This window comes from Streptomyces sp. NPDC048411 (genome assembly GCF_040704695.1).
Lineage (GTDB): Bacteria > Actinomycetota > Actinomycetes > Streptomycetales > Streptomycetaceae > Streptomyces.
Genome location: NZ_JBEZKL010000120.1, coordinates 1 through 22,635 on the forward strand (window position 1 = coordinate 1; position 22,635 = coordinate 22,635).

23 protein-coding genes are annotated in these 22,635 nt (G+C 69.9%); 13 read left to right on the forward strand and 10 right to left on the reverse strand.

Translation table 11 applies throughout. The features are described 5' to 3' along the window. Positions 1-90: 90 nt before the first annotated feature. Together AB0915_RS30420 and AB0915_RS30425 are read right to left on the reverse strand one after the other, a co-directional pair. Complete coding sequence (locus AB0915_RS30420; protein ID WP_366694143.1) at positions 91-609, reverse strand: hypothetical protein; 519 nt, start codon at positions 607-609, stop codon at positions 91-93. A 13-nt stretch (positions 610-622) separates the two neighbouring features. Next, a complete protein-coding gene (locus tag AB0915_RS30425; protein ID WP_366694144.1) occupies positions 623-1,738 on the reverse strand; it encodes a magnesium and cobalt transport protein CorA in 1,116 nt (371 codons plus the stop codon). A 409-nt stretch (positions 1,739-2,147) separates the two neighbouring features. On the opposite strand from AB0915_RS30425, the gene AB0915_RS30430 reads away from it, so the two are divergent. Beyond that, positions 2,148-2,783: a suppressor of fused domain protein gene (locus AB0915_RS30430; RefSeq protein WP_366694145.1), complete on the forward strand. Its 636-nt coding sequence runs from the start codon at positions 2,148-2,150 to the stop codon at positions 2,781-2,783. A gap of 89 nt (positions 2,784-2,872) precedes the next feature. Here AB0915_RS30430 and AB0915_RS30435 read toward each other — a convergent pair whose 3' ends face one another. Further along, entirely contained in the window at positions 2,873-4,105 is a 1,233-nt protein-coding gene (locus AB0915_RS30435; protein ID WP_366694146.1) for an MFS transporter, read from the reverse strand. Positions 4,106-4,262: 157 nt separating this feature from the next. On the opposite strand from AB0915_RS30435, the gene AB0915_RS30440 reads away from it, so the two are divergent. The 3 genes from AB0915_RS30440 (at position 4,263) to AB0915_RS30450 (ending at position 6,600) form a co-directional block, all read left to right on the forward strand. Next, the gene (locus AB0915_RS30440; protein WP_366694147.1) at positions 4,263-4,907 is read left to right on the forward strand and encodes a DUF6758 family protein; all 645 of its coding nucleotides are present in this window, start codon (positions 4,263-4,265) and stop codon (positions 4,905-4,907) included. 107 nt (positions 4,908-5,014) lie between these two features. Beyond that, a complete protein-coding gene (locus AB0915_RS30445) occupies positions 5,015-5,881 on the forward strand; it encodes a PHP domain-containing protein (protein WP_366694148.1) in 867 nt (288 codons plus the stop codon). A gap of 113 nt (positions 5,882-5,994) precedes the next feature. Then, positions 5,995-6,600 (forward strand): MarC family protein, encoded by a 606-nt coding sequence (locus tag AB0915_RS30450; protein WP_366694149.1) that lies wholly within the window; start codon positions 5,995-5,997, stop codon positions 6,598-6,600. 78 nt (positions 6,601-6,678) lie between these two features. On the opposite strand, the gene AB0915_RS30455 is transcribed toward AB0915_RS30450, so the two are convergent. Continuing rightward, entirely contained in the window at positions 6,679-6,831 is a 153-nt protein-coding gene (locus AB0915_RS30455) for a hypothetical protein (protein ID WP_358860511.1), read from the reverse strand. 210 nt (positions 6,832-7,041) lie between these two features. On the opposite strand from AB0915_RS30455, the gene AB0915_RS30460 reads away from it, so the two are divergent. Next, complete coding sequence (locus AB0915_RS30460; protein ID WP_366694150.1) at positions 7,042-7,929, forward strand: NYN domain-containing protein; 888 nt, start codon at positions 7,042-7,044, stop codon at positions 7,927-7,929. Positions 7,930-8,027: 98 nt separating this feature from the next. Here AB0915_RS30460 and AB0915_RS30465 read toward each other — a convergent pair whose 3' ends face one another. Both AB0915_RS30465 and AB0915_RS30470 read right to left on the reverse strand, forming a co-directional pair. Next, positions 8,028-8,867, reverse strand: a complete 840-nt coding sequence (locus AB0915_RS30465) for an alpha/beta hydrolase (RefSeq protein ID WP_366694151.1) — start codon at positions 8,865-8,867, stop codon at positions 8,028-8,030. 289 nt (positions 8,868-9,156) lie between these two features. Next, positions 9,157-10,998 (reverse strand): DEAD/DEAH box helicase, encoded by a 1,842-nt coding sequence (locus AB0915_RS30470; protein ID WP_366694152.1) that lies wholly within the window; start codon positions 10,996-10,998, stop codon positions 9,157-9,159. 475 nt (positions 10,999-11,473) lie between these two features. Here AB0915_RS30470 and AB0915_RS30475 point away from each other — a divergent pair, with 475 nt between their 5' ends. Then, a complete protein-coding gene (locus AB0915_RS30475; RefSeq protein WP_266981799.1) occupies positions 11,474-12,208 on the forward strand; it encodes a ferritin-like fold-containing protein in 735 nt (244 codons plus the stop codon). A 19-nt stretch (positions 12,209-12,227) separates the two neighbouring features. On the opposite strand, the gene AB0915_RS30480 is transcribed toward AB0915_RS30475, so the two are convergent. The 4 genes from AB0915_RS30480 to AB0915_RS30495 form a co-directional block, all read right to left on the reverse strand. Next, positions 12,228-12,497 (reverse strand): hypothetical protein, encoded by a 270-nt coding sequence (locus AB0915_RS30480; protein ID WP_366694153.1) that lies wholly within the window; start codon positions 12,495-12,497, stop codon positions 12,228-12,230. A gap of 230 nt (positions 12,498-12,727) precedes the next feature. Further along, on the reverse strand, positions 12,728-12,955 hold the full coding sequence (locus AB0915_RS30485; protein WP_366694154.1) for a DUF3107 domain-containing protein: 228 nt from the start codon (positions 12,953-12,955) through the stop codon (positions 12,728-12,730). Between the two features lie 148 nt (positions 12,956-13,103). Then, a complete protein-coding gene (locus tag AB0915_RS30490) occupies positions 13,104-13,745 on the reverse strand; it encodes a TetR/AcrR family transcriptional regulator (RefSeq protein WP_030915445.1) in 642 nt (213 codons plus the stop codon). Between the two features lie 168 nt (positions 13,746-13,913). Then, positions 13,914-14,129 (reverse strand): hypothetical protein, encoded by a 216-nt coding sequence (locus AB0915_RS30495; RefSeq protein ID WP_366694155.1) that lies wholly within the window; start codon positions 14,127-14,129, stop codon positions 13,914-13,916. Positions 14,130-14,239: 110 nt separating this feature from the next. Here AB0915_RS30495 and AB0915_RS30500 point away from each other — a divergent pair, with 110 nt between their 5' ends. The 7 genes from AB0915_RS30500 (at position 14,240) to AB0915_RS30530 (ending at position 22,451) form a co-directional block, all read left to right on the forward strand. After that, the gene (locus tag AB0915_RS30500; RefSeq protein WP_366694156.1) at positions 14,240-15,202 is read left to right on the forward strand and encodes an alpha/beta hydrolase; all 963 of its coding nucleotides are present in this window, start codon (positions 14,240-14,242) and stop codon (positions 15,200-15,202) included. Then, positions 15,187-16,575: a DUF3152 domain-containing protein gene (locus tag AB0915_RS30505; protein WP_366694157.1), complete on the forward strand. Its 1,389-nt coding sequence runs from the start codon at positions 15,187-15,189 to the stop codon at positions 16,573-16,575. Before AB0915_RS30500 ends, AB0915_RS30505 begins: the two co-directional genes overlap by 16 nt. Positions 16,576-16,741: 166 nt before the next feature. Further along, positions 16,742-16,837, forward strand: a complete 96-nt coding sequence (locus tag AB0915_RS30510) for an Ms4533A family Cys-rich leader peptide (protein ID WP_358860501.1) — start codon at positions 16,742-16,744, stop codon at positions 16,835-16,837. Positions 16,838-17,069: 232 nt separating this feature from the next. Further along, positions 17,070-18,794, forward strand: coding sequence for an ABC transporter substrate-binding protein (locus AB0915_RS30515; protein ID WP_366694158.1), 1,725 nt, complete (start codon positions 17,070-17,072; stop codon positions 18,792-18,794). Positions 18,795-18,796: 2 nt separating this feature from the next. Further along, a complete protein-coding gene (locus tag AB0915_RS30520; protein WP_366694159.1) occupies positions 18,797-19,795 on the forward strand; it encodes an ABC transporter permease in 999 nt (332 codons plus the stop codon). Then, entirely contained in the window at positions 19,792-20,781 is a 990-nt protein-coding gene (locus AB0915_RS30525; RefSeq protein ID WP_366694160.1) for an ABC transporter permease, read from the forward strand. Before AB0915_RS30520 ends, AB0915_RS30525 begins: the two co-directional genes overlap by 4 nt. Further along, entirely contained in the window at positions 20,778-22,451 is a 1,674-nt protein-coding gene (locus AB0915_RS30530; protein WP_366694161.1) for an ABC transporter ATP-binding protein, read from the forward strand. The genes AB0915_RS30525 and AB0915_RS30530 overlap by 4 nt, the downstream gene beginning before the upstream one ends. Positions 22,452-22,635 lie beyond the last annotated feature (184 nt).

Here is a 22,635-nt window from a genome sequence, read left to right on the forward strand (position 1 = left end):
ACATGACCTGCGACACCGCACGCCGATCGCACGCACCGACCACCGCTGCGCCCGCGCTTCGCGCGGACAACGGGGAACTCAGAACAGGCCCTAGCGGCGGCGCTTGCGCAGCAACCGCGGGAGGGCGTCGGGGACAGGGCGGCGGGTGGTCGCCCGGGTCGGCAGCGGCGCCGCCGCGTGCGAGACGTCCGGCAGCTCCGTACGGAACTCGCCGGGCGTCAGCCGCAGTATCCGGCACTCGTGCGCCCAGCGCTCGGTCATCTGCTCGGCGTCCGGCGCGTTCAGCCGCTTGCCCTTGAGTTCGGCGACCGCCGCCTCCCACTCCTCGGAGTGCGGCGCGAGCTCCGTCACGGCGGCGGTCCAGGAGATCAGCCGGCCGCCCTTGTCCTTGCTGCGCACGGTCACCTCTGCGGCGGCCCCGTCGGTGAGACCGGCCGGGAGCGGCTGCTCGCCGGGGCCGTCCCCGACGAGATGGGCCGCGCCCTCGTGCCATACGTGCCACAGCGCCCGCGCGGGCCCGGTGCCCCGTACCCAGATCAGACCGGACTTCTTGGTGGCCTCCTCGACGAGGGCCGGTCCGAGCAGCGAGTCAGCGGCAGCAGCAGTCATGCCATCAACTGTATTAGAGCCAGCCGTTGCGCTTGAGCGAGCGGTGGATGGAGAAGCAGACGACGCCGATGACGCCCAACACCATCGGATAGCCGTACGTCCACCGCAGCTCCGGCATGTGCTTGAAGTTCATGCCGTAGACGCCGCAGATCATCGTCGGTACGGCGATGATGGCCGCCCAGGACGTGATCTTGCGCATGTCCTCGTTCTGCGCGACGGTCGCCTGCGCCAGGTTGGCCTGCAGGATCGAGTTCAGCAGTTCGTCGAAGCCGATGACCTCTTCGTGCACCCGTGCCAGGTGGTCGGCGACGTCCCGGAAGTACTTCTGGATGTCCGGATCGACCAGCCGCATCGGCCGCTCGCTGAGCAGCTGCATCGGCCGCAGCAGCGGGGAGACGGCCCGCTTGAACTCCAGGACCTCACGCTTCAGCTGATAGATCCGGCTTGCGTCGGAGCCGCGCGGGCTGCCCTTCGCCGGGGTGGAGAAGACCTCGATCTCCACCTCGTCGATGTCGTCCTGGACGGCGGCGGCCACGGCGATGTAGCCGTCGACGACATGGTCGGCGATGGAGTGCAGGACCGCCGAAGGCCCCTTGGCGAGCAGCTCCGGGTCGTCCTGCAGCCGGTGGCGCAACGCCCGCAGCGAGCCGTGTCCGCCGTGCCGGACGGTGATGACGAAGTCCCGGCCGGTGAAGCACATCACCTCACCGGTCTCGACGACCTCACTGGTCGCGGTGAGCTCGGCGTGCTCGACGTAGTGGATGGTCTTGAAGACGGTGAAGAGCGTGTCGTCGTACCGCTCCAGCTTGGGCCGCTGGTGGGCGTGGACGGCGTCCTCGACCGCGAGCGGGTGGAGGCCGAACTCCCGGGCGATCCCGGCGAATTCCTCCTCGGTCGGCTCGTGCAGGCCGATCCAGGCGAAGCCGCCGTCCTCGCGCACCCGAAGCATCGCCTCGTGCGGGGTCAGGCAGCCGGCGCTCTCCACGCGGCGTCCGTCGCGGTAGACCGCGCAGTCGACGACCGCGCTGGAGGCGGACGGGTCACGGGTGGTGTCGTAACTGCTGTGCAGGGCGTTGGTCTTGCGCAGGGACGGGCGCACGGCGGCGCGCAGGTCACGGATCATCGACATGGCTGGCTCCTTCACGGAGGGCCGTCGTCGGGCGCGTGGAACAGCCCGGAATGGGGACGTGTACTCACATCCGCAAAGCGGGCGGCACCGCGGCGGCGCGATGACGGCGTTCGCTACAGACAGGCAAAAAAAGGAGTGCTCTTCCGTCGTGCGCGACGCCCTGGGTCCTGACGGGGAGGCGTCAGATCACCGAAGAAGGGTGTGGGGCGGAGGAGCGGTTGGTACTGCACGATCGACTTCGATCCATTGCAGCCCCACCTCCTCCAGCCGGTCCCCCGTGGGGGATGACGTGTTGTCGGGACTGAGAGCGACGCTTCTGCGTGCTGCCCCGACCAGCGGCCAAGACTATCAGCCGACTCCGGGCCAATCCCTTACTTTGCCCATTCCATACGCGTCCTATGCTCGCGGCATGGAAGAAATTCTGGCTCTGGTCGAGGCCCGGCTCCGTACGGCTCTCGGTGAACCGGACGCGCGCGCCGCGGTGACGTTTCTCGGTACGGACCGGATCGAGGTACTCCGTTTCGTCGACGGCGATCTGGTGCGCTACGCCACGCTCGGCATGTCCGCCCAGCCGATGTCCGATCCGACCGCGGCCCTCGCGGACCCCGTGAAGGGGCCGCGCGCCGAGCTCATCCTCTCCGTGCGGGCCGGGCTCGCCGACACCGACAAGGTGCTCCGCGGACTGGCCGTGCTGGCGGCTTCCCCGCAGGTCGAGGGGTTGATCGTGGCTCCCGGCGCCTCGCTGGACCTGGGGGAGCCGCTGTGGCCCGGGGCGCCGTTCAGCTCCGTACTGGTCGCCGAGCCGGGCGGGCTGGTGGAGGACCTGGAACTGAATGAGCCTGCGCCGCGCAGCGGCTCCGTGGGGGGTGGCGGCCGGGAGGCGGGCGGGCCGATGGAGCCGGTGCGGTTCCTGCCGCTGCTGCCGATGACGCCCAACGAGGCGGCGTGGAAGCGGGTCCGCGGGGCGCAGGAGCTCCAGGAGCGGTGGTTGTCGCACGGGACGGATCTGCGGGACCCGCTGCGCACCTCCGTGACCCTGGACTGAGACGAACGCCATACAGGTATGGGGGGAAGCCCCGCCGCGCGGCCAGGAGGGGGAGCCGCGGGCGGGGCGGAACGGGGTTCACGCAGAGGTCAGTTGGCGAAGGCCGTGACGCCGTCCTCGGTGCCGTGCTTCGGCTCCAGCTCCTTTGCCTCGTGGGTCAGTGCCGTGCGCCGGACCCAGACGACGGCGGCGCCGACGACGGCCGCGACCGCGGCGACCACGAACGGGATGTGGATGTTGCTCCATTCCTCGATCTTCGGGGCGAGATACGGGGCGGCTGCCGCGGCGAACCAGCGGACGAAGTTGTAACCCGCGCTCGCCACCGGACGCGGCGCGTCCGAGACGCCGAGTGCCAGCTCCGTGTAGACGGTGTTGTTCATGCCGATGAAGGCGCCGGAGACGACCGTGCAGACGATGGCCGTGGTGTGGTTGCCGTAGCCGAGGATCAGCAGGTCGGCGGCGAGCAGCACGAGTGAGGCGCCGAGCACCTTGAGCGAGCCGAGGCGCTTCTGCAGCCGGGGTGCGACGAGCACCGAGAAGACGGCGAGCAGCAGACCCCAGGCGAAGAAGACCGCTCCGGACTTGTACGGCGTCATGTTCAGCACGAACGGCGTGAACGCCAGGATCGTGAAGAACGCGTAGTTGTAGAAGAACGCCGAGGTCGCGACGGAGGCGAGGCCGCCGTGCCCGAGCGCCTTGACCGGGTCGAGCAGCGAGGTCTTGCGGGCGGGCTTCGGCTGCTCCCTCAGGAACGCCGTGATGCAGATGAAGCCGATCGCCATCAGGGCCGCGGTGCCGAAGAACGGGTAGCGCCAGCTGGCGTCGCCGAGCAGCGCGCCGAGCAGCGGCCCGCACGCCATGCCGAGGCCGAGCGCCGACTCGTACAGCAGGATCGCCGACGAGCTGCCGCCGGCCGCCGCGCCGACGATCACGGCGAGCGCGGTCGAGACGAAGAGCGCGTTGCCGAGCCCCCAGCCGGCCCGGAACCCGACGAGTTCCGCGACGGACGACGAGGTGCCGGAGAGTGCGGCGAAGACGACGACGAGCGCGAGACCGGTCAGGAGGGTCTTGCGGCCGCCGATCCGGCTGGAGACGAAGCCGGTGACGAGCATCGCGACCGCGGTGATCAGGAAGTACGAGGTGAAGAGCAGGGACACCTGGCTGGGCGTCGCCTCGAGCCCCTTGGCGATGGACGGCAGAATCGGGTCCACCAGCCCGATTCCCATGAACGCGACAACAGAGGCGCCCGCGGTGGCCCAGACGGCCTTCGGCTGGCGCAGGATACTGCCCGCTCCTTGATCGAACGGATCCTCTCCCTGCATGGGTCTTCTCGCTCTCCACTAGATCGATGCGTTATACACATAATAAGTTAGAGAAGCTAATGGGTGCAAATTACATCTATTTTCCCTGGTGGGAGCCACGCTGCGGACGGGTGATCGTCCTTGACGCGGCGACAGCCTGGGAGGACCGTTGGTCGCTATGAGGGGCGAACCCAGTTGCCCGAAGTGCGGAGGCCGGGTCAGGGCGCCCGGTCTTTTCGCCGACACCTGGCAGTGCGCGGTGCATGGCGCCGTGTATCCGCTGCAGCCGGTGACCCCGCCCAGTGTCGAGGCGCTCGGGGTGGTGGTGGCCCGCTCCCGGGTGCCGGTGTGGATGCCCTGGCCGCTGCCCGTCGGCTGGCTGTTCACCGGTGTCTCGTACGCGGGCGACGACCGCAGCGGCGGCCGCGCCACCGTCGTCGCCTGCTCGGGTCCCGGTCCACTCGGCGGTATGGGTGAGCTGCTGCTAGTCGCCGAGGAGCTGGGGGTCGGACTCGGTGCGCGCTACGCCGGGATCGACGGCCCCGACCCCGGCCCGTACCTCGATGTCGATGGACCTCCCGACGCCAAAGTGCTCGCCGCCGGACGCCCCACCTCGCTCTGGCACGTCAAGGGCGCCCCCGAGGACCGGGCGGTCTTCGCCGGTGAGGCGCGCGGGCTCTGGCTCTGGGCGATCGTCTGGCCCGAGCAGTCCGGGCTGCTGATGTACGACGAACTGATACTGGCCGACCTGCGCGAGGCCGGGGCGGAGGCCGAACTCGTGCCGTGCGGGGCGCTCACACCACGGCTGCTCGACCGGCCCTGACCGCCGGACGTGCGCCCGCGCTCTGCCGTGACCGGCCGGGCGCTGTTCGAATGCCGGTTATCCTGGGGCAGTCCCCCTGTCCGGCTGCGAGCACTGGAGTACGCGTCGTGCGCATCGACCTGCACACCCACTCCACCGCCTCGGACGGCACGGACAGCCCCGCGGAACTGGTGCGGAACGCCGCCGCCGCGGGCCTCGACGTCGTCGCCCTCACCGACCACGACACCGCCCGCGGCCACGCCGAGGCGATCGCCGCGCTCCCCGAGGGCCTCACCCTCGTCACCGGCGCCGAGCTCTCCTGCCGGGTCGACGGTGTGGGGCTGCACATGCTCGCGTACCTCTTCGACCCCGACGAGCCGGAACTGGCGAGCGAACGCGAGCTGGTAAGGGACGACCGGGTGCCGCGCGCGCAGACCATGGTCCGCAAGCTCCAGGAGCTCGGCGTCCCGGTCGAGTGGCAGCAGGTCGCCCGGATCGCGGGGGACGGCTCGGTCGGCAGGCCGCACATCGCCACCGCGCTCGTCGAGCTCGGCGTCGTCGAGACGGTCTCCGACGCCTTCACGCCCGAGTGGCTCGCGGACGGCGGACGCGCGTACGTACGGAAGCACGAGCTCGACCCGTTCGACGCGATCCGGCTGGTCAAGGCCGCGGGTGGCGTCACCGTCTTCGCCCACCCACTCGCCGTCAAGCGCGGCGAAGTGGTGCCCGAGGCGGCCATCGCGCGGCTCGCCGCCGCGGGCCTCGACGGCATCGAGGTCGACCACATGGATCACGACGAGCCGACCAGGTCCCGGCTGCGCGGGCTCGCCAAGGAACTGGGGCTGCTGGCCACCGGCTCCAGCGACTACCACGGCAGCCGGAAGACCGTACAGCTCGGCGAGTACACCACCGACCCGGAGATCTACGGCGAGATCACCCGGCGCGCCACGGGAGCCTTCCCGGTGCCGGGTACCGGCGGGCCCCGCAACGCGTAGCCGCCTGTCCGCGCATCTCGTCCCTCTTCACCCTTTCTCGCTCGCCCGGCCGCTCACGGCTGCGCGCTGTGAACATCCCCTCTCGACCCGCTCTCTTCTCGCAAGGCCTCACTGTGTTCGACGTTGCTGTCTTCGGATCCCTATTTCTCACGCTTTTTGTGATTATGGATCCACCTGGAATCACTCCGATCTTCCTCGCCCTCACCGCCGGCCGGCCCGCCAAGATGCAGCGCAAGATGGCGCTTCAGGCGGTTGCCGTCGCCTTCGGCGTGATTGCCGTCTTCGGTGTGCTCGGCCAGCAGATCCTCGACTATCTGCATGTCTCCGTCCCCGCGCTGATGATCGCGGGCGGGCTGCTCCTGCTGCTGATCGCACTCGATCTGCTGACCGGCAAGACCGACGAACCGACGCAGACGAAGGACGTCAACGTCGCGCTGGTGCCGCTGGGCATGCCGCTGCTCGCCGGCCCCGGCGCGATCGTCTCGGTGATCCTTGCGGTGCAGCACGCCGACAGCTTCGGGAGTCAGCTCTCGGTCTGGACGGCGATCGTCGCCATGCACATCGTGCTCTGGCTGACCATGCGCTACTCGCTGCTGATCATCCGCGTGATCAAGGACGGCGGCGTCGTCCTGGTGACGAGGCTCGCGGGAATGATGCTCTCGGCCATCGCCGTTCAGCAGATCATCAACGGGGTCACCCAGGTCATCCAGAGCTCCTGACGCGGCCCCGGACACCACAGCGCCCCCGCCACGGACCTTCCGTGCGGGGGCGCTTCGTCTTTGTACGTCGGTGAGGCGTTACGAAGCCGAGGTCTCGGCCGGGCGGATATAGATGCGCTGGCCTATCGAGGCGGCCTGCTGCACGATCCGGTTGACGGAGGCGGCGTCCACGACGGTGCTGTCCACGGCGGTACCGTCGACATCGTCGAGTCGCATGATCTCGAAGCGCATATGGCTTCCCTTCGTCCGATCCTCCTGCTGGAGAACTACTGGGAGGACGGGTGATCCGTCCTCAAGGATGTGGAGCGTCGGACATCGGCGTCCCGCGCTCCACAAGGTGTACAACGGCTTGCCGCAGGCAAACATTCCCTACGCTAAGGAAATTTTTTGGATGTCTAAGTACCAGCGGGAATCCGGCCGTGCGCGGGCGATGAGGTCCGCATGAACGAGGCGGAGATCCGCGCACGCCTGGACCGCACCAACGAGCTGCTCCAGCGCATGCTCGCCGAGGTGTCCAAAACCCCCTCGACCCACGCGATCTTCGTGGACGCGGGCTATGTGTACGCCGCGGCCGGACTGCTCGTCACCGGCACGGAGGACCGGCGCTCCTTCGATCTCGACGCGGAAGGGCTGATCGAGGCCTTCATCGACAAGGCCCGCACCATCTTCGCGGACAGCAGGCTCCTGCGCGTGTACTGGTACGACGGGGCCAGGCGCCGGATCCACACGGCCGAGCAGCAGGCCATCGCCGAACTTCCCGACGTCAAGGTCAGACTCGGCAACCTCAACGCCAACAACCAGCAGAAGGGCGTCGACTCACTCATCCGCACCGACCTCGAATCCCTCGCCCGGCACCGCGCGATCAGCGACGCGGCGCTCGTCGGCGGCGACGAGGACCTGGTGTCCGCGGTCGAGGCGGCGCAGGGATACGGGGCCCGGGTCCACCTCTGGGGCATCGAGGCGGGCGAAGGGCGCAACCAGGCCGAACCGCTGCTCTGGGAGGTCGACAGCCAGCGCACCTTCGACCTGGACTTCTGCCGCCCGTACGTCACCAGACGCCCCGTCACCACGTACGAGGACGACACTCCCGCCCCCTCCCGCGAGGACGTCCGCTTCGTCGGCGCACAGATCGCCGCCGCCTGGCTCTCCGCTCGCGGCCGCGACGCCCTCGCCGACCTGCTGCCCGGACACCCCTACCTGCCGGGCTCCGTGGACCAGGACCTCCTGGTCGAGGCCGAACGGCTGCTCCAGCACTCGCTGCGCGGCCACGCGCATCTGCGCCGGGCACTGCGCGACGGCTTCTGGCAGCACCTGCAGGCGCAGTACTGACGGCCTCCCCCGCGGAGCTTCGGTGACTGACGACAACGCCCAAGGGAGCAGTCGCGGGGCGTCGGGAGCCCATTTCCTGCCGTGGGGGAGGCCGTGAGCTAAACGCCGTCCCAGAAGGCGGCCAGCGCGGCAGCGGTCTGATCCGGTCGGTCCGTGTTGGGGGAGTGCTCGGCGCCTGCGATTTGGCTGCGGTGCGCGCCGAGCCGCTGCGCCATCTCGTCGAGCAACGGGACCGGCCAGGTGTCGTCGCGCTCGCCGGAGAGCACATGGAGGGGCAGCGGTACGGCGGCGAGTTCGGCCACCCGGTCCGGCTCGGTCGCCAGCTGCCGCCCGGTGGCGATCAGCTGGGCGGGACGGTGGCGCAGCCAGCGCCGGCGCAGCCCCTCGCCGTTCGCCGCCGCCGCGTCCTCGGGCGGGTCGAGGGCGCGCATCGCGTCCCACACCTCGGCCATGCTCAGCGTCGCGAGCGCGTCGCTGAGCATCTTCACCTTGAGCTGCTGGGCTTCGACCACCTGGGCGGGGCCGGAGGACATCAGCGTCAGCGAACGGAACGGTGAGGCGTCGAGCAGCACGGCGGCGCGGGCGATCTGCCCGCCGAGCGAGTGCCCGAGAAGATGCACGGAGCCACCGAGCGAGTCGGCCTGCGCGAGCACATCACGGGCCAACTCGCTTTGTTCGTAGTCATCCTGACGGTCCGTTCCGTCGGTCTCGTACTGCCCGCGCCCGTCGGCGGCGACGATGCGGTAGCCGGCGGCGGAGAGCGGTTCGAGGAGCGCGACGAAGTCCTCCTTGCTGCCCATGTATCCGGGCAGCAGAAGGGCGGTGCCGCGTGGTTCGGCGGGCGGCGAGGCATCCAGCACGGCAAAGGCCCCACGCGCGGTGGGCAGCGCGTGGGCGCGGGTGCAGGGGGGCGGAGTGAAGGTGGGCGGCCGACTCATGACACGAGGCTATGTCCTCACCCACCGGACGGGCCGACTGCGTCCTCGAACCGTCCTCAAACGCCGGACGGGCCTGAGGATGTCCTCAGGCCCGTCCGGCACGACTAACGGCCTCCCCTGCGACAGGGAGTGGGCTCCCGACGCCCTGCGACTTTGCTTGCGGCGTTGTCGTCGAAGCCGCATGACGCCGCTCGCTGATCCACTCCCTGTCGCGGGGAAGGCCGTAAGCCCCTCCGGCAGTCGAGGAGCGGGGTCCGGGGCAGAGCCCCGAACGACCATCGGCGTGTGCTCAGCCCTCGGTCCTGGCCGCAGTACGCGGCGCGCGCCGCCGCCGCGGCTTGGCCTCGCCCTCCGCGACCGGAACCTCCACCACGGCCTCCGCCTTCGGCTTCGCCGCGGTCCGCGTTCGCCGGCGCGGCCTCTCCCGCTCGGGCTCGGCGATCGGCGCGATCTGGAAGTCGACCTCGTCCTCGGCCGGCTTGGCGACGATCCGGGCGCGGCGCCGCGGCTTCGTCACCGTCTTCGCCTCCACCACCGGTTCGGCCATGGGCGCGATCTGGAAGTCGACCTCGTCCGCAGGCTTGGTGACGGCGCGGGCCCGACGGCGACGCGGCTTGGTCTCGGCCTCCGCCTCGGCCGGTGTCCCGGCAACGGCCGGAGCATCCGCCAGAGCCACTGCGGCCTCGGCCGCGACATCCGGGACCGCGACCCGCGTACGGCGACGGCGGCGCGGCGTACGCGGCTCCACCGGGGCGTCAGCGGCGGGCGCTGCCACCGCAGCCTGCACGGGCTCCGTGGCCGGCGCCGGCACGGCGGCAGTGGTGCCCTCCGCGAGCGCGGATCCGCCCCGCGTACGACGACGCTGACGCGGCGTACGCGGCGCCCGCTCCTCCCGTGCGGCGGAAGCCGACGGCGCGGACGACTTGCGGCCGCGGCCGCCCGTCTCGCCCAGGTCCTCGAGCTCCTCGGCCCGCAGACCCGCACGGGTCCGCTCGGCGCGCGGCAGCACACCCTTGGTGCCGGCCGGGATGTCGAGCTCCTCGAACAGGTGCGGCGACGTGGAGTACGTCTCGACCGGGTCGTTGAACTCCAGGTCCAGGGCCTTGTTGATCAGCTGCCAGCGCGGGATGTCGTCCCAGTCGACCAGCGTGATCGCGATGCCCTTGGCGCCCGCGCGGCCGGTGCGGCCGATGCGGTGGAGGTAGGTCTTCTCGTCCTCCGGCGACTGGTAGTTGATGACGTGCGTGACGCCCTCGACGTCGATACCGCGGGCCGCGACATCGGTGCAGACGAGGACGTCCACCTTGCCGTTGCGGAAGGCGCGCAGCGCCTGCTCACGGGCGCCCTGGCCGAGGTCGCCATGGACCGCGCCGGACGCGAAACCGCGCTTCTCCAGCTGCTCGGCGACGTCGGCGGCGGTCCGCTTCGTGCGGCAGAAGATCATCGCCAGCCCACGGCCGTTGGCCTGCAGTATCCGCGAGACCATCTCCGGCTTGTCCATGGAGTGGGCACGGAAGACGTGCTGCGAGATGTTGGCGACGGTCGCGCCCTCGTCGTCGGGCGAGGTGGCGCGGATGTGCGTCGGCTGCGACATGTAGCGCCGCGCGAGGCCGATGACCGCACCCGGCATGGTCGCCGAGAACAGCATCGTCTGGCGGGTCGGCGGCAGCATGGTGATGATCCGCTCGACGTCGGGCAGGAAGCCCAGGTCGAGCATCTCGTCGGCCTCGTCGAGGACGAGGGCACGCACGTGCGACAGGTCGAGCTTGCGCTGGCCGGCCAGGTCGAGCAGGCGGCCCGGGGTGCCGACGATCACGTCGACGCCCTTCTTCAGGGCCTCGACCTGCGGCTCGTACGCACGGCCGCCGTAGATCGCGAGAACGCGGACGTTACGCACCTTGCCGGCGGTCAGCAGGTCATTGGTGACCTGCTGGCAGAGCTCACGCGTGGGGACGACGACCAGCGCCTGCGGCGCATCGGTCAGCTGCTCGGGCTTGGCCCGGCCCGCCTCGACGTCCGCGGGGACGGTGACGCGCTCCAGCAGCGGAAGACCGAAACCGAGCGTCTTGCCGGTACCGGTCTTGGCCTGTCCGATCACGTCGGAGCCGGAGAGTGCGACGGGGAGCGTCATCTCCTGGATGGGGAAGGGGGACACAATGCCGACGGCCTCAAGGGCTTCGGCCGTCTCGGGAAGAATCCCGAGGTCTCGGAACGTAGTCAGGGTGCTGCCTCTTCTGTGAGACGCGGTCCGAGGCGAACGCTGGGGGTCGTACCGTGCCGGGGTTGGTCATCCGGCCGTGGATGGGCCGGGTGGCGCGGGACCACTGCCGTCGCTCGAGCGCTCGTGCCGCTGAGGGGGCCCCTCATCTGCGGTCGTACGTGGCGTACGCCCCGCGGGGAGGGCTGTCGGGTCGGAGCCGATCGGGCCACCGACCGGGCATCCTCATTCAATTTCGCGCCACCGATACGTCCAAAATACTCAGTAGCCGCAATACCACTGTACCTCGGATTCGCGCATGCGTGTTGGGCGAATTCATTGGAACGGTGTGATGTCACTGGCTGACCAGGCCCTTCCATCCTTCGACGGGCGAGCTATTCTGCGGTTCATGGAGACGCCTGACAACGCCACTGAAGCCCCCGCACCCACCGGAATCGCCGCCCAGGACTGGGCCACCGCATCCGCCGAGCCGCAGTACCGTGCCGCGGTCGTGGATCTGCTGGGAGCACTCGCGTACGGGGAGCTGGCGGCCTTCGAGCGGCTCGCCGAGGACGCAAAACTCGCGCCGACGCTGGCCGACAAGGCGGAGCTGGCAAAGATGGCGTCCGCCGAATTCCATCACTTCGAGCGGTTGACGGACCGGCTGACCGCGATCGAGACCGAGCCGACCGGGGCCATGGAGCCGTTCGCCAAGGCGCTCGACGACTTCCACCGCCAGACCGCCCCGTCGGACTGGCTGGAGGGTCTGGTCAAGGCGTACGTCGGTGACTCGATCGCCAGTGACTTCTACCGTGAGGTCGCCGCCCGCCTCGACTCGGACACCCGCTCGCTCGTTCTCGCCGTGCTGGACGACACGGGCCACGGAAACTTCGCCGTCGAGAAGGTGCGCGCCGCGATCGAGGCCGACCCGCGGGTCGGCGGCCGGCTCGCGCTGTGGGCGCGGCGGCTGATGGGGGAGGCGCTCTCCCAGGCCCAGCGGGTGGTCGCCGACCGTGACGCGCTGTCGACGATGCTGGTGGGCGGGGTGGCGGACGGGTTCGACCTGGCCGAGGTCGGCCGGATGTTCTCGCGGATCACCGAGGCGCACACCAAGCGGATGGCCGCGCTCGGACTGGCTGCCTGACAGACCGCCGACGGCCCCCTCAGGCCGCCGCTGATCGGCTCAGGCGGCGGCCGCGCGGGCGGATCAGCAGCGACAGCGTCACCGCGCCGATCAGCACCGCGCCGATCAGGGTGGGCAGGACGTGTCCTGGTCCCAGCACCGAGTGCATCAGATACGCGCCGAACAGGGCACCCAGAGCACCGGTGGTGTAGACGGCACGGCGGGACGGGAGTCGGCCGGACAGCGAGCGGAGTGTTGCCCAGGAGAGGGCGAGCCCGAGCGCGACGGAGCCAAGGGATTCCCAGATCACAGACGATCACCTCGCGGGTTGCGGAGGGGTGTCTCCCATGCTTCCAGAGCGATGGGGGAGGGCAAAGCGGTCGTAGGCCGTACTACCCGTGGGCTGCGGAACGCAACCCTTCTGGGGCAGGTTCCGCACAGGTGCCGCACAGCGGCAACCGGTACGGAGCAGTGGCGGAACGCAGAAGCGGCCCGGAGGGTTGCACCCCCCGGGCCGCTTCGAACTGCGGCGCCTTGGTCCTACAGCGCGCCGAACCCCACCCGCCGCGTGCTCGGCTCGCCGATCTCCACATAGGCGACCCGGTCGGCCGGCACCAGGACCTTGCGGCCCTTGTCGTCCGTGAGGCTGAGCAGCTGCGTCTTGCCGGTCAGAGCCTCGGCGACCGCCCTCTCGACCTCCTCGGCGGAAACTCCGCTCTCCAGAACGATCTCCCGGGGTGCGTGCTGCACGCCGATCTTGACCTCCACGGCTATGTCCCTCCGACGGTCAGTCCTCTTGCGCGTGAGCCGCGCCGTACGCACCACACATTAGCCCGGTGAGCGGAGCTGTCAGAGGTCGGCAGGCAACGCCCGCAGCGAACACGCACCGTGGATACGGAGGAGCACCGACCGGACGTCAGTGCTGATCGATGCCGTGCAGGGGGAACCCGGCGATGCCACGCCAGGCCAGCGAGGTGAGGAGCTGCACCGCCGTGTCGCGCGGGATCGCCGACTGGCTGGACAGCCAGTACCGGGCGACGACCTGGGACACGCCGCCCAGACCGACCGCGAGCAGCATCGACTCGTCCTTGGAGAGCCCCGTGTCCCCCGCGATGACGTCGGAGATCGCCTCCGCGCACTGCAGCGAGACCCGGTCGACCCGTTCCCGTACTGCCGGCTCGTTCGTCAGGTCCGACTCGAAGACCAGCCGGAAGGCGCCGCCCTCGTCCTCGACATACGCGAAATAGGCGTCCATCGTCGCGGCGACCCGGAGCTTGTTGTCCGTTGTCGACGCCAGCGCGGTACGGACCGCCTGCAGCAGCGATTCGCAGTGCTGGTCGAGCAGAGCCAGATAGAGCTCCAGCTTGCCCGGGAAGTGCTGGTAGAGCACCGGCTTGCTGACACCGGCCCGCTCGGCGATGTCGTCCATCGCGGCGGAGTGGTAACCCTGCGCGACGAAGACCTCCTGCGCGGCGCCCAGCAGCTGGTTGCGTCGGGCGCGGCGAGGCAGGCGAGTACCCCGCGGGCGCGCCGCCTCTGTCTGCTCGATGGCTGTCACGCCGCCTCCCAAAATTGTGATCGAACACAGCCTTTTTCTGCACGCTGCGCCGTACAGCCATCGTACTTTTGAGTAACCCGGGTGCGCGCGGCGCGGACGCAGAATTTCACGGACCGGACGGCTGCGGTAGCCGCAGATTCGTCGACCTGTACGGCAAAGTGGGGCGTATCAGCGGTAATCGTCCTCGTCCTGAGCGACGACGCGCGCCTGCTCCGCCGCATCCGCCTCGTTTGCGGTGTCCCGGTCGATGTCCGTGAGCGGATCGTCGCTCCTCGGCTGGAGATCGGCCTGCTGCTCGGCCGCGTCAGCCTCGGGTGCCTCCGGGTCCGGCTCGTCCGGCTGAATTCTCTCGAAGGTCTCCGGGTCGCTGGGGTCGACCGTCATGGTGACTCCCTTCCTTAGATTCGAGCGTAGGAGCTACCCCGGCACGGCGCTATACGATCTGTGACGGCGAACACATGAACCACAGCGTGATCGTCTCGTAACATTGCCGCATGTCTTCGACCGAGCTGCCGGGAGTCCGAGCCGCCGCTGCGGCGGCCCCCACGGTGAGCACCGTCCGGGTCGCCGAGGGGGAGGAGCTGCGCTCCGTCGCGCTCCCCGGCCTGACGCTGAACGTCCGCGCCCGGCCGCCGGAGCGGGCCGGGTTGCCGTCCGCGCTCTACGTGCACGGGCTCGGCGGCTCCTCGCAGAACTGGTCGGCGCTGATGCCGCTGCTCCAGGACGTGGTGGACGGCGAGGCGGTCGACCTGCCCGGCTTCGGGGACTCCCCGCCGCCGGACGACGGCAACTATTCGGTCACCGGACACGCCCGCGCGGTGATCCGGCTTCTGGACGCGGGGGAGCGCGGCCCCGTCCATCTCTTCGGCAATTCGCTCGGCGGCGCGGTGGCCACCCGGGTCGCGGCCGTCCGCCCCGACCTGGTGAGGACGCTCACCCTCATCTCGCCGGCGCTGCCCGAGATCCGGGTGCAGTGGCCCGCCGTGCCGACCGGACTGCTCGCCGTTCCGGGGATCGCAACCCTGTTCTCCCGGATGACCAAGGACATGACGGCGGAACAACGGACGCGCGGAGTCATGGCACTCTGTTACGGCGATCCGGCACGCGTCTCCGAAGCCGGCTTCCGCGAAGCGGTGGCGGAAATGGAGCGACGGCTGGAACTGCCGTACTTCTGGGATGCGATGGCGCGCTCGGCGCGCGGCATCGTCGATGCGTACACGCTGGGCGGGCAGCACGGACTATGGCGCCAGGCCGAGCGTGTGCTCGCGCCGACCCAGCTCGTGTACGGCGGACGGGACCAGCTCGTCTCGTACCGGATGGCACGCAGAGCGTCCGCGGCCTTCCGCGATGCGCGGCTGCTGACACTGCCCGATGCCGGGCACGTGGCAATGATGGAGTACCCGGAAGCGGTCGCCCAGGCGTTCCGGGAACTGCTCGACGAATGCGGCGGGAGCTGATCCGGGGCGTGGGACGACACAGCCGAAAAGGGCCCCAAGCCGACGAGCGAGATATCGACGCCGCCGCGGCGGACCGGGGCGGCGCTCGTGAGGCGATCCGGGCGGAGCCCGGCAGCGGACGGCGCAGGAAGGTGGCCGGGGCGCCGTCCGGCACGGACGGGCGCACTCCGTTCCAGGGGGTCCCGCAAGTGCGCGGCGGCCATCCCGAGCAGCGCGAGCCGGGCGGCGGCTGGCAGACCGGACCGCAGCCGGTGTTCGGCGACCGGCAGGCTCCGGGGCGGCCGGGCGTCCCGGGTCTGCGGCCCGGGACGCCGCAGACGCCTCGGCCCATGGCCCGGCCGATGCCGCAGGGGACGTCGGACCGGCAGCCCGCAGCCGGTACGCGGTCGCTGATACCGGGTCCGCGACGGGAGTTCGTCGACGCCTTCGACGCGCCGCCCGCGCCCCCCGCCCCTCGTTCCCCGTCCGCCCCACCGACCCCGCCGGTCGACCCGTTCACCTCGGTCGGCGACGGGGACGAGCAGCCGGCTCCCGGCGGCGCCGATGCCCCTCCGGTCACCAGGAGCGGCAAGGGACGCACCCTCACCGGTGTCGCGGCCGCCGCCGTGACCACCGTGCTGGCGGTGGTCGTGGCCGCTCAGGTCGCGCACGACAGCAGCGGGCGGGTCGGCACCGCCGCACCCGGGGCGGGTGTCGACCGGGACAGTGGCGAGGACACCTCCTCCCGCTCGGACGACCGGCAGACGCCGAAAGCGGCGGTGGTCGCGCCTCTTTCGTACGAGCAGAAGATGGCCATGGCCTATCCGCTCGCTCCGGAACTCAAGGGGTCCGGACGCTTCGAGACGGTCCCGGGAGCAGTGAAGGCGCCGGGACGGGGGCATAAGTATCGCTATCGGATCGATGTCGAGAAAGGTCTCGGTCTCGACGCCGGACTTTTTGCCAAGGCGGTCCAGAAAACCCTTAATGACGACCGTAGTTGGGCGCACGGCGGCGCCATGACTTTCGAGCGGATCTCCTCGGGCGACCCGGATTTCGTGATCACTCTGGCCAGCCCGGGAACCACCGGTGACTGGTGTGGGAAGTCGGGTCTCGATACGACCGAAGACAACGTGTCGTGCGATTCGGCGGCGACCGAGCGCGTGATGATCAACGCCTATCGCTGGGCGCAGGGGTCGTCGACGTTCGGCCCGAAGAAGCTCTTCTCCTACCGCCAGATGCTGATCAATCACGAGGTCGGCCACCGGCTGGGGCACAATCATGTGAGCTGCCGCACGCCGGGCGCCCTGGCTCCCGTGATGCAGCAGCAGACCAAGTCCCTCGATATCGACGGCATCAAGTGCCGTCCCAACGCCTGGGTGTATCCGGGCGGTTGAGTCCGGCGGGGCCGCCCGTCGGCCCTGCCCGGCTGCCGTCGGCTGCCTCCCGGCCGATGCCCGCGAGCAGGCCGGGCGTCCGGCCCTTGGAGAGGGTGTCCGGCATGTGGGACGACTGTCTTATTCCGCGTTGACATCAAGGGTGCCGTCGCGCATATTTCTCGGCATGTCACGCAAGCCCGTCACCTTCGAACGCGCCGCCATAGAGCTGGCGCTCATCGGTGTGACCGGGCACAGCGTCGCCGACATTCACTGTTGCTGACGCCTGCCTGAGCGCGCGTCGACTCCCCTTCCCCGAGCACTGTCTCGCAGGGAACGGCTCTTCCCGACTGCCGCGCCGGGCGTACTCCGTCCGCAGGCGCGGCAGTTCTGGTGTCCCGGTCCGGTTCATCCTGATCCTTGACCGTTTGTTCCACCTTGCACCCTCGCTGCTGCCTGCACGGATCCTCGTTCAGCCTTCATTCGTCAGCAGTACTCCGAGAGGTCATCTTCCGATGCGTCAACCGTCCGTCATATCGCGCCGCGTGGCAGCGGCCGTCGTGGTTCTCGTCGTGGGTTCGGGCGCCGCCGCGTGCGGGCCCCAGAACAGCAAGGGCAGCGACGGCACATCCGGCGCGGCGGGCAAGCCCGCCAAGGGCGGCACGCTCACCGTCCTCAACAGCAACCCGCAGGAGGACTTCGACCCCGCGCGGCTGTACACCTCCGGTGGCGGCAACGTCCCGTCCCTGGTCTTCCGTACGCTGACCACCCGCAACCGGGAGGACGGCGCGGCCGGCGCGAAGGTCGTGCCCGACCTGGCGACCGACCTGGGCACGCCCAGCAAGAACGCCACCGTCTGGACGTACACGCTCAAGGACGGCCTGAAGTACGAGGACGGCACCGCGATCACGAGCGCCGACATCAAGTACGGCATCGAGCGCTCCTTCGCTGCCGAACTCTCGGGCGGTGCGCCCTACCTGCGCGACTGGCTGATCGGCGGCGCCGACTACCAGGGCCCGTACAAGGACAAGAAGGGCCTCGCCTCGATCGAGACGCCCGACGCGAAGACGATCGTCTTCCACCTCAACAAGCCGGAGGGCGAGTTCCCCTACCTGGCGACGCAGACCCAGACGACCCCGGTGCCGAAGGCCAAGGACACCGGCACGAAGTACGAGAACCACCCGATCTCCTCGGGTCCGTACAAGGTCGTCAAGAACGAGGGCGACGGCGAGCGCCTCGTCCTGGAGCGCAACACGTTCTGGTCGGCCGCCACCGACGAGGAGCGCAAGGCGTACCCGGACCGGATCGACGTACGCTCCGGGCTCGACTCCGCCGTCATCAACCAGCGGCTTTCCGCCTCGCAGGGCGCCGACGCCGCCGCAGTCACCACCGACACCAACCTCGGGCCGGCCGAGCTCGCCAAGGTCACCGGAGACAAGACGCTCGCCGCCCGTGTCGGCACCGGCCACTTCGGCTACACGAACTACATCGCCTTCAACCCGAAGGTGAAGCCGTTCGACAACCCGAAGGTGCGCCAGGCGATCTCGTACGCCGTCGACCGCACCTCGGTCATCAACGCGGCCGGCGGCTCCGCGCTCGCCGAGCCCGCCACCACGTACCTGCCGAACCAGAAGTCCTTCGGTTACACGCCGTACGACCACTTCCCGGCGGGCAAGACCGGAAACCCGGCGAAGGCCAGGGAGCTGCTGAAGGAGGCCGGTTACGCCAAGGGCCTGACCATCACGCTCACGCACTCCAACGAGAAGAACTTCGAGACCAGCCCGGAAATCGCCACCGCCATCCAGGACGCCCTCAAGAAGGCCGGCATCACCGTCAAGCTCCAGGGCTTGGAAGGCAACGACTACTCCGACACCACTCACAGCGCCACGAAGGAGCCGGGCTTCTTCCTCGCCCACTGGGGTGCCGACTGGCCGTCCGGCGGACCGTTCCTCGCACCGATCTTCGACGGACGCCAGATCGTCAAGGACGGCGCCAACTTCAACAGCGGTTTCCTGAACGATCAGGCGGTCAACAAGGAGATCGACGAGATCAACAAGCTGACCGACCTGGATGCCGCAGCTCAGCGCTGGGGTGCCCTGGACAAGAAGACCGGTGAGCAGGCGCTGACCGTGCCGCTCTTCCACCCGGTCTACAAGCGGCTCTTCGGGCAGGACATCAAGAACGTCGTGATCAGTGACTGGACCGGCGTCCTCGATATCTCCCAGGTCGCGGTCAAGTAGCCATGTCGGAATCTCTGCTGGCCCAGGAGGCGGGAGCGGCCCCGGTGGCCGCTCCCCCTTCAGGGGCCCGGCTGTTCTGGCGGCGGCTGCGCGCACAGCGCGCGGCCACCGCCGCGGCGGTCGTTGTCCTCCTGCTTGTCCTGGTCGCACTCGCCGCGCCACTGCTCACGGCACTGGCGGGCCAGGACCCCAACGCGTACCACCCCGACCTCGTCGACTCCGCGGCCGGCGGTGTTCCCATCGGCCCGTTCGGCGGCATCAGCGCCGACCACTGGCTCGGCGTCGAACCGCAGACCGGCCGCGACCTGTTCGCCCGGATCGTCTACGGGGCCCGTGTCTCGCTCGGTGTCGCCGTCGTCGCCACCATCCTCCAGGTCGCGATCGGCCTGGTCGTCGGCGTCGCCTCGGCCCTCGGTAACCGGTGGGTCGACCAGATCCTCAGCCGTATCACCGAGATCAATGTCGCCCTGCCGATCATGGTGATCGCGCTGGCGCTGCTCGCGATCGTCCCGTCGTCCTTCCCTCGGCCTGTACTGATCGCCCTGGTCATCGGCGGGATCAACTGGGCCGGTACGTCGAAGATCGTGCGCGCACAGGCCCTCACCTTGAAATCGCTCGACTTCGTCTCGGCGGCCCGGCTCAGCGGGCGGGGCAAGTGGAGCATCGCCCGACGCGAACTGCTGCCCTCGCTTGCCGCGCCCGTCATCACGTACGCCGCACTGCTCTTCCCCACCAACATCGTCGTCGAAGCGGCCCTGTCCTTCCTCGGGGTCGGCATCAAACCGCCCACTCCGTCCTGGGGGCAGATGCTCACCGAGGCCGACACCTGGTACCAGGCGGCCCCCACCTATCTTCTGCTGCCCGCCGGGCTGCTCTTCGTGACCGTGCTCGCGCTGACCGTCTTCGGTGAGGGTGTCCGTACGGCACTCGACCCGCGCGCCGCGTCCCGGCTGCGGATCGGCACCGGCCGCAAGGAACGCAAGAAGGAGGCCCAGGCATGACCGGGTTTCTGCTGCGAAGGCTCGGCGGAGCCGTCTTCGTGCTCCTCGCCCTCACCGTCGTCCTGTACGCGGTCTTCTACGTTGCCCCAGGCAATGTCGCCCAGCTCGCCTGCGGCCCGCGTTGCTCGCCTGCCCAGGTCGCACAGGTCACCGAGCAGCTACAGCTCGACGACCCGGTGTACGTGCAGTACTGGCACTTCCTCCAGGGCCTGGTCGCCGGACGGGACTTCTCCACCGGTACGGGTGTCGAGCACTGCGGTGTGCCCTGCCTCGGCGTCTCGTACCAGAGCGATCAGCAGGTCACCGAGCTGATCCTCACCAAGCTGCCAGTCACCGGCTCGCTCGTGATCGGTGCTTTCGTGGGATGGGTGGCGCTCGGCGTCGGCACCGGTGTGCTGTCCGCCTGGCGGCGCGGCACATTCACCGAGCGCGTCCTGACCTGGCTGACGCTGGCCGGCACGGCCACGCCCGTCTTCGTCATCGGATTGCTGCTCATCATCGTCTTCTGCTCGACCCTGCAGTGGCTGCCGTCCCCGACATATGTGCCGTTCAGCGAGGACCCGCAGCAGTGGGCCTGGGGCTTGCTGCTGCCCTGGGTGTCGCTGGCCCTCATCGAGTCCGCCAAGTACGCCCGGCTGACCAGGAGCTCCATGCTGGAGACGCTCGCCGAAGACCATGTCCGCACCTTTCGGGCGTACGGAGTCAGCGAGCGGGCCATCATCGGGCGGCATGCGCTGCGCGGTGCCCTCGCACCCGTGATCGCGCTCAGCGCACTCGACTTCGGTTCGATGTTCGGCGGCGCGGTGCTCACCGAATCACTCTTCGGCATCCCCGGCATCGGGCGCGAACTCGTCCACGCCGTCAAGGTCGTCGACCTGCCCGTCGTCGTCGGCATGGTGCTGGTGACCGGATTCTTTGTGGTGCTCGCCAATGCCGTCGCGGATGTGCTGTACGCGGTGGCCGACCGACGGGTGGTCCTGTCATGACACTTCCGCTGGTGGAGGTCAAGGACCTCACGATCGACTTCGGTATGGCCCGTGCGGTGGACGGCCTCTCGTTCACGCTGGAGGCGGGAGCCGCGCTCGGTGTCGTCGGTGAGTCCGGCTCCGGCAAGAGCGCGTCCGCGTACGCCCTGCTCGGACTGCACCGGGGGACAGGCGCCACCGTCGGCGGCTCGATCCGGGTCGCGGGCGTGGATGTACAGACGGCGGACGACACGGAACTGCGGGCGCTGCGCGGGGCGGGGGCCGCGATGGTCTTCCAGGACCCGCTGTCGTCCCTGGACCCGTACTACGCGGTCGGCGACCAGATCGCCGAGGTGTACCGGGTCCACACGCGTGCCTCCCGGCGGGCGGCGCGGGCACGGGCCGTGGAGGTCCTCGACCGGGTCGGCATCCCCGACGCGGCACGGCGTTCCCGGTCCCGGCCGCACGAGTTCTCCGGCGGGATGCGGCAGCGTGCCCTCATCGCGATGGCGCTCGCCTGCGAGCCGCAGCTGCTGATCGCCGACGAACCGACGACCGCGCTGGACGTCACCGTCCAGGCCCAGATCCTCGACCTGCTGCACCACCTGCGCCATGAAACGGGCATGGGACTGCTGCTGGTCACCCATGACGTGGGCGTCGCGGCGGAGAGCGTCGACGACGTGCTGGTCATGCAGGCGGGCCGGGAGGTGGAGAGCGGGCCGGTCGTCGACGTGCTCGGTGCGCCCCGTCGGCCGTACACCCGCGAACTCCTGTCCGCGGTCCCGCGGGTGGACGCGAAGCGGGTGGCGCCGGTCGCGGCGCCGGACGTGAAGGGCGCGGCGCCCATCCCGGAGCCGCGGGGTGCGGGCGATGGCGAGCCGCTGCTCGAAGCCGTCGGCCTGTGGCGCGAATTCGGGCGCGGCAGCAGCCGGTTCACCGCCGTGGACGGCGTCTCCCTCACCGTCCACCGCGGCGAGACACTCGGCATCGTCGGCGAGAGCGGCAGCGGCAAGACAACGCTCGGCCGGATGCTCGTACGCCTCCTCGACCCGACCGGGGGCAGGCTCCACTACGGGGGTGCGGAGATCGGCTCCCTGTCCGACAAATCACTGCGGCCGTACCGGCGCGAGCTCCAGATGGTCTTTCAGGACCCCGTCGCCTCGCTCAACCCGCGCCGCTCGATCGGCGAATCCGTCGCCGATCCGCTGCGCGCCGCGGGCGTCCTCGACGACACGCGGATCCGGAGCCGTGTCCGGGAACTGCTGGAACGCGTCGGGCTCGACCCCGACCGGTACGACCGCTACCCGCACGAATTCAGCGGCGGACAGCGCCAGCGCGTCGGTATCGCCCGCGCACTCGCCGCCGACCCCAGGGTGATCGTCTGCGACGAACCGGTCTCCGCGCTCGATGTCACCACCCAGGCGCAGGTCACCGCACTCCTTGCCGAACTCCAGCGGGAACTGGGGCTCGGGCTGGTCTTCATCGCCCATGACCTCGCCGTCGTCCGGCAGGTCAGCGACCGGGTCGCGGTGATGCGGCGGGGCCGGATCGTCGAACAGGGCAGTGTCGACGAGGTCTACGGGGCACCGCGGGATCCGTACACCAAGCAGCTTCTCGCCGCCGTACCCGCGCTCGATCCGGCGCTCGCGACGGTGCGCCGGGCGGCCCGCAAGGAGCTGGCCGCAACCTGACCCTGCGTAACCGATCGCCCTCATAGCGCGACAGAACGCTACGGGGGTGGGAAAGTTACGACGGTTCACCCCTTTCGGTGGCGCGACGGGCCAGCACTCGACGTGGAAGATCCCGCTGGTCACGCCGAGCGCCTTCAGGGCCCGGGCGGCCTCCTCCCCGATGTCGTCGTGCTGTCCCTGCGGC